This is a genomic window from Streptomyces synnematoformans (genome assembly GCF_039531005.1).
In the GTDB taxonomy this organism is placed as follows: domain Bacteria; phylum Actinomycetota; class Actinomycetes; order Streptomycetales; family Streptomycetaceae; genus Streptomyces; species Streptomyces synnematoformans.
The window spans coordinates 24,196-33,064 of the sequence record NZ_BAAAPF010000041.1 but is presented as its reverse complement, the minus strand read 5'-3'; the positions used below and the strand labels follow the sequence as shown (position 1 = coordinate 33,064).

Annotated in this window: 10 protein-coding genes and 1 tRNA gene; 5 read left to right on the top strand and 6 right to left on the bottom strand. The window is 74.2% G+C overall.

Going from position 1 to position 8,869, the window contains the following annotated elements:
• The 4 genes from ABD317_RS10165 to ABD317_RS10150 all read right to left on the bottom strand — a co-directional run.
• On the bottom strand, nt 1-906 hold a 906-nt coding region (locus tag ABD317_RS10165; RefSeq protein WP_344289469.1), incomplete at its 3' end, for a serine/threonine-protein kinase.
• A gap of 143 nt (nt 907-1,049) precedes the next feature.
• Nucleotides 1,050-2,585, bottom strand: a complete 1,536-nt coding sequence (locus tag ABD317_RS10160) for an ATP-dependent DNA ligase (RefSeq protein WP_344289468.1) — start codon at nt 2,583-2,585, stop codon at nt 1,050-1,052.
• 122 nt (nt 2,586-2,707) lie between these two features.
• Nucleotides 2,708-3,361, bottom strand: coding sequence for a hemerythrin domain-containing protein (locus ABD317_RS10155; RefSeq protein WP_344289466.1), 654 nt, complete (start codon nt 3,359-3,361; stop codon nt 2,708-2,710).
• A complete protein-coding gene (locus ABD317_RS10150) occupies nt 3,354-4,214 on the bottom strand; it encodes an LLM class flavin-dependent oxidoreductase (RefSeq protein WP_344289465.1) in 861 nt (286 codons plus the stop codon). Before ABD317_RS10150 ends, ABD317_RS10155 begins: the two co-directional genes overlap by 8 nt.
• A gap of 97 nt (nt 4,215-4,311) precedes the next feature.
• Here ABD317_RS10150 and ABD317_RS10145 point away from each other — a divergent pair, with 97 nt between their 5' ends.
• The 3 genes from ABD317_RS10145 to ABD317_RS10135 all read left to right on the top strand — a co-directional run bounded on the left by ABD317_RS10145 (nt 4,312) and on the right by ABD317_RS10135 (nt 6,208).
• Entirely contained in the window at nt 4,312-4,830 is a 519-nt protein-coding gene (locus ABD317_RS10145) for a MarR family winged helix-turn-helix transcriptional regulator (protein ID WP_344289464.1), read from the top strand.
• An 84-nt stretch (nt 4,831-4,914) separates the two neighbouring features.
• The gene (locus tag ABD317_RS10140) at nt 4,915-6,033 is read left to right on the top strand and encodes a beta propeller repeat protein (protein WP_344289463.1); all 1,119 of its coding nucleotides are present in this window, start codon (nt 4,915-4,917) and stop codon (nt 6,031-6,033) included.
• A 101-nt stretch (nt 6,034-6,134) separates the two neighbouring features.
• A tRNA-Pro gene (locus ABD317_RS10135) sits at nt 6,135-6,208 on the top strand.
• Between the two features lie 122 nt (nt 6,209-6,330).
• Here ABD317_RS10135 and ABD317_RS10130 read toward each other — a convergent pair.
• Together ABD317_RS10130 and ABD317_RS10125 are read right to left on the bottom strand one after the other, a co-directional pair.
• Nucleotides 6,331-7,530 (bottom strand): tyrosine-type recombinase/integrase, encoded by a 1,200-nt coding sequence (locus ABD317_RS10130; protein ID WP_344289462.1) that lies wholly within the window; start codon nt 7,528-7,530, stop codon nt 6,331-6,333.
• Nucleotides 7,523-8,149, bottom strand: a complete 627-nt coding sequence (locus tag ABD317_RS10125; RefSeq protein WP_344289461.1) for a helix-turn-helix domain-containing protein — start codon at nt 8,147-8,149, stop codon at nt 7,523-7,525. The genes ABD317_RS10130 and ABD317_RS10125 overlap by 8 nt, the downstream gene beginning before the upstream one ends.
• Nucleotides 8,150-8,294: 145 nt before the next feature.
• Between ABD317_RS10125 and ABD317_RS10120 the strand changes: the two genes are divergently transcribed.
• A complete protein-coding gene (locus ABD317_RS10120; protein WP_344289460.1) occupies nt 8,295-8,504 on the top strand; it encodes a helix-turn-helix transcriptional regulator in 210 nt (69 codons plus the stop codon).
• Nucleotides 8,501-8,743, top strand: a complete 243-nt coding sequence (locus tag ABD317_RS10115) for a DNA-binding protein (protein ID WP_344289459.1) — start codon at nt 8,501-8,503, stop codon at nt 8,741-8,743. Before ABD317_RS10120 ends, ABD317_RS10115 begins: the two co-directional genes overlap by 4 nt.
• The last annotated feature ends 126 nt before the right edge of the window (nt 8,744-8,869 follow it).

The window sequence follows — 8,869 nt, the reverse complement described above, 5'->3', positions numbered from 1 at the left end:
CGGCACCCGGCTCAGCCGCATCGTGTCCGGCCCCTGCGCCGCGGGCGGCCCCGCCGTCCCGGCGACCGGCTCCAGCAGTGCGCGGGCCCGTCCGGCGTCGGCCCGCCCGCCCGGGTCCTTGGCCATCAGCGCCTGCAGCACGGACGCGAGCGGCCCCGCCCGGCGCGGCTCCGGCAGCGGGTCCACGATGATCGCGGTGATCGTCGACCACGTCGACGTCCGGCGGAACGGCGAGATGCCCTCCACCGCCGCGTACAGCGTCGCGCCCAGCGACCAGAGGTCGGACGGCGGACCCGGCTGCTCGCCGCGCGCCCGCTCCGGCGCCAGGTAGTCCAGCGAGCCGACCAGCTCGCCGCTGCGCGTGAGATGCGTGCTGTTGCCGTCGGCCGGCTCCTCCATGGCGGCGATGCCGAAGTCGGTGAGCACGACCCGGCCGCCGCGCTCCAGCAGGATGTTGCCCGGCTTCACGTCCCGGTGCAGCACCCCCGCGCGGTGCGCGGCGTCGAGCGCGTCGACCACCTTCAGCCCGATCTGCGCGGCCTCGGCGGGCGTGACGCCGCCGCGTTCGCGCAGCACGTCGTCCAGTGACGGACCGTCGACCAGCTCCATCACGATGACGGGCCGGCCCTCGTGCTCCGTCACGTCGTGCACGGCGACGACGCCCGGGTGCCGGACGCGCGCCGCGGCGCGCGCCTCCCGCTCCGTGCGCAGCCTCATCTCGGCCAGGTCGCGCGCGGCCGAGTCGCTGAACGCGCGGAGTTCCTTGACCGCGACCTCGCGCCCCAGCCGCTCGTCGACGGCCCGCCACACGGTGCCCATGCCGCCGCGCCCGAGCTGCGCCAGTACCCGGTAGCGCCCGGCGAGCAGCCGCCCGGGCCCTTCCGCCCCGTTGTCCCCCAGTTGCATGCCCTGCCTGCCCCGTTTCACGTATCCAGAAGTGGCAGCTTACGTCTCGCGGGGCGGGTGGGACGGGTGACCGGCGAGTAGCGCCGGAAGAGGCGGATCACGTTCCGGGCACGCGCCCGGCGGCGCGGTGGCGGCCCGGCGCGTCAGCGCAGCAGCTGCAGCACCGACGCCACCGTGTCGGCCTCCGCGGCCGTCTTGTCCTCGCGGTAGCGCAGCACGCGCGCGAATCGCAGCGTGACCCCCTCGGGGTAGCGCGGGGAGCGCTGCACCCCGTCGAACGCGATCTCCACCACCAGCTCCGGCGGCACCACCACCCCCCAGTCCTCCCGCGCCACCGCCAGCTGCTGCAGCCGCTCCGTCTGCCACGCCAGCAGCGCGTCCGTCAGGCCCTTGAACGTCTTGCCGAGCATCGCGAACGAGCCGTCGTCGCGACGGGCCCCGAGGTGCAGGTTCGACAGCGTGCCCGTACGCCGCCCGTGGCCCCACTCCGCCGCCAGCACCACCAGGTCCAGCGTATGCACGGGCTTGACCTTCAGCCACGCCGCGCCCCGGCGGCCCGCGCTGTACGCCGAGTCCAGCGCCTTGGCGACGACGCCCTCGTGGCCGCGCGCCAGCGTCGCCGCGGTGAACTCCCGCGCCGCCGCCCGCTGCCCGGCGTCGTCCGGGTCGGTGACCTCGACCCGGCGCACGCGGCGCGGCTCGGGCGTGATGCGGGCCAGCTCGGCGTGGCGCTCGCGCACCGGTGCGGCCAGCAGGTCGCGGCCGTCGACGGCGAGCAGGTCGAAGAAGACCGGGTACACCGGCAGGGTCCGGCTCGCGCCGGTCACGTCGACCCGCGAGCCCACGCGGCCGGCGACCTCCTGGAACGGGCGCGGCCCGCCGTTCTCGCCGAGGGCGATCACCTCGCCGTCGAGCACGGCCGCCGCGGCGCGCAGCTCGTGGGCCGCCGCGACGACCTCGGGGAGCCGGTCGGTGATCTCGTCGAGCGTGCGGGTGTAGATCCGTACGTCGTCGCCGTCCCGGTGCACCTGCATCCGGATGCCGTCGAGCTTCTCCTCCACGACGCTGGGCCCGAGCCGGCCGATCGCCTCGTCCACGTCCTTCGCGGACTGCGCCAGCATCGGCTGCACGGGGCGGCCCACCGACAGCCGGAAGTCGGCCAGCGCGTCCGGGCCGCGGGCGAGCACCGCCTCGGCGACCGTGCCCACCGAACCGGCGAGCATCACCGCGCGCCGCACGTCGGCCGGGTCGGTGCCCGCCGCGGCCGCCAGCCCTTCGGCCGCAAGGGCGTCGAGCGCGCCCTGCCGCAGCTCGCCGCCGATCAGCCCGGCGAGGAAGCGCTGCTCCTCCCTGGTGGCGGCGCCCAGCAGCCGGTGCAGCAGCCGGCGCCGCTCGGCCTGGGCGCCCTTGCCGGAGACCGCGGCGATGGCGTCGAACGCCTCGTGCACCTCGCGCACGGTCAGCAGCGGCCGGCGGGCGGGCGGGGGCGCTCCCTTGAGCGCGCTCCAGCCCACGCCGGTCCTGCGCTGCGGCAGCCGCCCCGCCAGATACGTGACCACGAGCGGCGCCTCGGCCGGTTCGGCGGTGCGGAACACCGCGGCGAGCAGCGCGGTCTTCTCCGAGCGGGCCCGGGTGGCGGCGATCTCCCGCGAGGTACGGGCGAGGTCGGCGAACAGCATCTCCCCATCGTCGCCCACGCCGCCGACATCCGCCCGCGGCGACCGGCGACCGGGCGCTGCACGCCCGCCCGGGGGTCAGCCGCCGCCCGCCCTCCACCCGGCCCCCGCGCCGCCGCCCGGGGTCAGCCGCCGCCCGCGAACCGCGCCAGCGGCGCGACCAGCTCGTGCTCCTCGTACGCCAGGTGCGACAGCAGCGCCTCCGCGAGCAGGTCGACCGCCGCCTCCAGGGCCGCGTTCCCCTCCGGCCCCGCGACGAAGGCGACCAGTGCGCGGTCGACGCGCTCCAGCACGTCGTGGATGACGAGGTGCTCCTCCGCCAGCCGGTCGAGCACGGGCGCGAGCCGCGGGTCGAACCGGCGCAGCTGCGGGAACAGCTGCTGGTCCTCGACGGTGTGGTGCAGCGTGACGACCCGGCAGTACGCGGCGCAGTGGGCGCCGAGGGACCAGTTGTGCTCCCGGAGCGTCATCGTCGCGATGTGCGAGCGGGCCGCGCCGGCCGTGAGCGTGCCGTCGAGGACCCGGACGACCAGCGCACGCAGCCGCTCCAGCTCCTGGCGCAGGTGGTCGTGGACCTCGACGAGATGGTGTCCGGCGGAGACGTCCTCGCCGGGGCGGGCGGTGTGCGCCCCGGGCACGGTGGGCCGGGTGCTCTCGTCCCAGAGCACCGCTCCCGGAGCGGGCCGCCGCTCCCCACCGGCCGTACGCGACGACCCCCCGGCGCCGCCCTGCCCCGGCAGCCGGTCGCCGGCCCGCGTGCCGTACCCCGGGTCAGGCACGGCCGCCCCGCTCCCTGGCGACGAGTTCGCGCACGGCCGGGGCGACCTCGCCGGTGAAGCGCTCGATCTGCCCCGGGTCGCCGGTCATGAGGAGGAAGGTGGCGGTGCCGTACGAGAGCGCGAACTCCGCGAGCTGCTCGGCCGGGTGGTCCGCCGCGAGGTTGAGCAGCCGCCGCACGTCCCCGGGCGCGCGCCCGGCCTCGGTCGCCGCCTCGTCGATGACGGCGTTGCCTTCGGCGAGCGCGCCGGGCCCGTCGAGGTACGGCAGCGACGGCAGCCACCCGTCCGCGGCGCGGCCGACGAGGCGGAGCATCCGCGGCTTGTACGCGCCGAGCCAGATCCCCATGGCGTGCGCCGGCCGCGGCCCGCGCTTGGCGCCCTGCACCCGGTAGTGCCGCCCGTCGAAGCGGATCCCGCCGCGGGCGTCGGTGTCCCACGTCTCCCGGATGATCCGGATGCCCTCGTCCAGCGCCTCGACGGCCTCGGCCGGCGAGCGCCGCGGCCCGCCCAGCGCGGCGATGGCGTCCCAGAACCCGCCGGCGCCGAGCGCCAGCTCGAACCGGCCGCCGCTGAGGATGTCCAGGCTCGCCGCACTGCGCGCCAGCAGGGCCGGCGGGCGCAGCGGGAGGGGGTGCACGTTGCCGGACAGCGCGATCGAGTCGGTGCGGGCGGCGACGTAGGACAGGAGCGTCCAGGTGTCGAGGAACGCCGGCTGGTACGGGTGGTCCTGGAAGGTGAGCAGGTCGGCGCCGGCGCGCTCGGAGAGCTGCGCCAGCGCGACGACCGCCTCCGGCTCCTGGCTGGAGGGGACGAGGTTGATGCCGAAGCGGAGATCGTGGCCGTAGTCGGGCATGGCGGCTTCCTCAGCGGGAGAATTTGGTTCGTACCACGAACCAGATTATTTCGTGCCGCGAACTAGTGTCAAACTGGACCCGTCCCCGGGAGGTGCCATGACGAGGGAGCAGACGGAGCCGGCGACGGGGCCGGAGGTGCGGGCAGACGACGCAGACGCCGACGCCGGCGCGGCCGGGCTGGCGGGCGCGCTGGTACGGCTCACGCACGTGCTGCAGCACGTCTTCGCCGAGGTCGGGCGCGCGCAGGGCCTCACCCCGCAGCAGATCCAGCTGCTCTGCGCGCTGAGCGGCGGTCCGGTGGGGATGAGCGAGCTGAGCCGCTGGCTGCACCTGGGCAAGTCGGGGCTGACCGGGCTGGTGGACCGGGTCGAGCGGCGCGGGCTGGTGGCCCGTACGCCGGACGCCGACGACCGCCGTGCGTGCCGTATCGCGCTGAGCCCGGCGGGGGAGGGGCTCGCCGCCCGTGCGCACGGCGAGGTGACCGCCCGGGTCGCCGTCATGGCCGCCGGGCTGGACGCCGGCGAGCGCGCCGCGCTGACGGACGCGGTGACCCGCATCCTCGACGCCGCCCCCTGCTCGGCCCCGGCGCCGGAGGCGTGGCCGGAGCACGCCTGAGCCGGTCCGTACCGGCCGCCGGCGGCGGTGCGGCGGCCCCGGTGCCCTCGTCAGGCGGTCCGGCGCCTGCTACGTTCCTCCGCCATGACGCTGCGGGGAACTCTGAGCCGTACCGCCGCCGCCTGCCTCGCCGCGGCGGCGGTCCTCACCGGCCTCGGCCTCGCCGGCGGCCCGGCGCACGCCGGCACCGGCGCCACCGGCGCCACCGCCGCCGAGGCCGAGCGCCGGCACCTGCCCGGCTGGGAGCTGAAGGACACCGGCAGCCAGGCGCGGCTGCGCGGGCTGTCGGCGGTCAGCCGCGACGTCGCGTGGGCGTCCGGCTCCGGCGGCACGGTGCTGCGCACGACGGACGGCGGACGGAGCTGGCGGGACGTGTCGCCGCCGGGGACCGCGGCGCTGGAGTTCCGCGACATCGAGGCGCTCGGCGCGCGGAGCGCGGTCATCCTGTCCATCGGCCCGGGCGAGGACTCCCGCATCTACCGCACCGACGACGCCGGCGCGACCTGGACCGAGACCTTCCGCAACGACCACCCGGACGCCTTCTACGACTGCGTCACCTTCTTCGCCGGCGGCCGCCACGGCCTCGCGCTCAGCGACCCGGTCGACGGCCGGTTCCGCATCCTGTCGACGTCCGACGCTGGCCGCTCCTGGCGGGTGCTGCCCGACGACGGCATGCCGCCGGCGCAGCCGGGCGACGCGGCGTTCGCGGCGAGCGGGCAGTGCCTGGTGAGCGCGGGCCGCTCGGACGCCTGGTTCGCCACCGGCGGCGGCGCGACCGCCCGGGTGCTGCACTCCGCCGACCGCGGCCGCACCTGGACCGCCGCCGAGTCCGGCATCCCCGCCGGCGACCCGGCACGCGGCGTCTTCGCCCTGGCCTTCCGCGACGCCCGCCACGGCCTCGCGGTCGGCGGCGACTACCGGCCCGGCAACCCCTCGCCGGACGCGGCGGCCCGCACGCGCGACGGCGGCGCCGTCTGGACGCCCGCCCGCAAACCCCCTCCCGCCTACCGCTCCGGCGTGGCCTGGCTCCCGCACACCCCCTTCGCCGCCCTGGCCGTGGGCCCGACCGGCTCGGACGTCACCTTCGACGCCGGACGCACGTGGCACGGCTTCGACTCCGGCTCGTACGACACCGTGGACTGCACCGCCGGCCTCGGCTGCTGGGCGGCGGGGGAGCAGGGCAGGGTGGCGCGCCTGGAGTAGCCGGGCGCCGGCGGGCAATCGGCTTTGCGGGGGACGGGGGTGGATGCGGTATGGTTCTCGTGCGCGATCGGCCGGGGCGAAACCCCAGGTCGTCCGAGCACCGGGACGTGGCGCAGTTTGGTAGCGCACTTGACTGGGGGTCAAGGGGTCGTGGGTTCAAATCCCGCCGTCCCGACACGGTGTAGCGGGCTTGTAGCCCAGGTCAGGGCCTTGATTTCACTCCGGTGAGACAGGCCCTTTGATCATTCTCGGGGCCGGTTGTCTCACGTTTTCTCACACTCTTCAGTTGGATCTTGCTTAGCTGAGCAGTTCGCCCAGCTTCTCCGAGCCCGATTTGAGGCTCTGAGGATCAGGGTGGACGTAAGTCCGCTTGGTAAAGGACAGATCGCTGTGCCCGGCCCACGCTGAGACAACCGTGTCGGGCACACCCGAGTTGGCCATCCAACTCAGGCAGGCGTGCCGGGCGTCGTGCAACCTGACCTTGCGGACGCCCGCGGCCTCCATGAGCCGGTACGCCTCGCGTCTGAGCTTGTCGGTCTTGAACGGCCGGCCCAGCTCGTCAACGAGGACGTAGCCACTGCCCTCGTACCCCTCCCCGGCCGCCGCCCGCTCCTGCTGCTGCATGCCCCGGAAGACGGTCAGCGTCACCGACACAGGCAGGGGGAGAGGTAGCAGCCTCTTGCCCGCGTCGGTCTTCGCCTCCTTCTCGACGACCTTGTTCCGCTGACCGCGCGGAAGGCTGCGGTCGTACACGATCGTCCGCGTGTTGTCGCCCACGGCGATCGTCCCGGCCTCAAGGTCGACGTCCTCAGCCCACCGAAGCCCGCAGACTTCCGCTGGCCGCTCGGCGATGAGCGCCAGCAGCATCACGGCGAACAGCCGCTCGTTCCGGATGGCGCTGAGGAACGCCCGTACCTCGTCCTCGTTCCACGGGGCGGCCCTGACGCCGCGGGTAGCCGCCTTCTGTTTCGCCTCCCGGGTCACCCGCACGTACTCGGCGACGTTCCGGGTCACCAGGCCGCGGCGCACCGCGAGTTGGAGCGCCGCCCGCAGCCTGCCGAGCGTCAACCGCGTCGTGCGCACGCTCAGCCCGGTACCGGGCTTCCCGCCGCGCTGGCGCCCCTCGGTCATCATCCAGTCCACCAGGCCCTCGACGTCCTCCTCTGTGAGCTGCTGGAGGCGGATGTGCCCGAGCTGCTTCCGGGCCGGACGGATGGCGTTCTCGTAGTTGCTGGCGGTGCCCTCCTCGACGTCCCGCGTCTGCGCCTTCAGCCACAGATCCAGCAGCTCGTTCACGGTGGTCTTGTTCGGCACGACGAGCGTTCCGGCGGACCGCTGGCTGACGATCCGCGCGCGCTCCGCCTTCAGCTCCGTCTTCGTGTCCCGGGTGATCGTGAGCTGCTTACGCTTCCCGTCGGCGTCCTGGCCGACGTCGACCACTGTGCGCCAGCGAACCGTGCCGTCCTTCAGCACGATCCGCTTGTACGGGTCAGGCACCGCCGCCACCCTCGGGCCGCTGCTGGCGGTACTTCTCCGGGATGGGGCGCGGCTCGCCGATCTCGCCGCCACCCGGCAGTCTGACGACACCCTCGCCGCGCTCGTCATCCCACTCGGGTTGGCCGATGCCGTCTTCTGCGAGCTCGTCGCGCACCGCCTTTCGCCCGGCCGCTGTCGTGATCTTCCAGGCGCGGAGGCCAGTCGGGCGTGCGTCGCGCTGGAAGTCGACGTGTGCCGTGCCGTCGTCTCCCTCGGGCACGTCGAGCGGGCCCCTACCGTCTGCCCACTTCCAGGCAACGCGGGCGGAGACCATGCCGGCCGCCGTCAACTCGACATCGCCATCGGCGGTCGGCGGCAGGAGAAGGGCCGAAGGGTTGACCCCCAGGACGACAGCCAAGGCCATGAGGTCGTCAACATCGACGCGGCGGATCTGCTTCTTCGTGTCCCTCTCCGCGCCGTTCTCGATCTTGTTGATCGCGTCCTGGCTAAGTGCGCGCCCCACGCCGCTCAGCGCTTCCGAGAGTGCCCGGAGGCTCATCCCGCGCGCCTTGCGTAGCCGCTTCACGTTCGCGGCAACGGCTCGTCCACTGGCACTCAACTCGATACGTCCTGTCGTCATGATCCCGCATGGTAACTATCGAGATCTTCTCGAAGTTTCTAGAGATCCTTGCGAAGGATCCCGCCTGCCCTTACTCTCGGCATCATCGCGGACTTTCCTGCGATGATGCACCCCTTCTTCGAGAAAATCTCGAAACGGAGACCCGATGGCACAGGCAGTGCTGGAAGAGCATGAGGTCGCCGAGCGGCTGAAGGTGAGCCCCCGGACGCTGCAGAACTGGCGGTGGCTAGGCACCGGTCCGCCTTACTTCAAGCTCAGCCCCGGCCGCGGCGGGCGGGTGCGCTACCGCCTCGCCGACGTGGAGGCGTGGGAGAGGGCGCGAACCGCCGAGCAGGCAGGAGGCGCCGCCGCATGAGCAAGACGAACCGCCGCGCGGCAAGCGCTGCCGCCCCCACGCTCGCCGACATCCGGAAGTGGCCAGCCACGGTCGGAGTCACGCATGCCGCGCCCGCCCTCGGCGTGTCCCCCTCGCACCTGCGGGCGCTCATCGGCCGCGGTGAAGCCCCCGTGCAGGTGCTCCGGATGGGCCGCCGGTACTCAGTCATCACCGCGTCCCTCGTTCGCCTGCTCTCCGGTGAGACGGAGGCGGCCTGACATGAGCCAGAACGCCGAAACCCGCCCGGGGCAATCGGGCGGGTTTCTGGAAGACCGGCGCGGCAGCAGGTCCGAGACCAGCATGCCAGACCCGCACGCCATCGCGCAGCAGCTCCGTCGTCGTCG

Coding starts and splice junctions, on each gene's coding strand:
- ABD317_RS10160 (WP_344289468.1), bottom strand. CDS start 2,585: ATGCTGTTCGCCGACCTCGCCCGTACCTCGCGGGAGATCGCCGCCACC.
- ABD317_RS10150 (WP_344289465.1), bottom strand. CDS start 4,214: ATGCCCGACTACGGCCACGATCTCCGCTTCGGCATCAACCTCGTCCCC.
- ABD317_RS10145 (WP_344289464.1), top strand. CDS start 4,312: ATGACGAGGGAGCAGACGGAGCCGGCGACGGGGCCGGAGGTGCGGGCA.
- ABD317_RS10140 (WP_344289463.1), top strand. CDS start 4,915: ATGACGCTGCGGGGAACTCTGAGCCGTACCGCCGCCGCCTGCCTCGCC.
- ABD317_RS10125 (WP_344289461.1), bottom strand. CDS start 8,149: ATGACGACAGGACGTATCGAGTTGAGTGCCAGTGGACGAGCCGTTGCC.
- ABD317_RS10120 (WP_344289460.1), top strand. CDS start 8,295: ATGGCACAGGCAGTGCTGGAAGAGCATGAGGTCGCCGAGCGGCTGAAG.
- ABD317_RS10115 (WP_344289459.1), top strand. CDS start 8,501: ATGAGCAAGACGAACCGCCGCGCGGCAAGCGCTGCCGCCCCCACGCTC.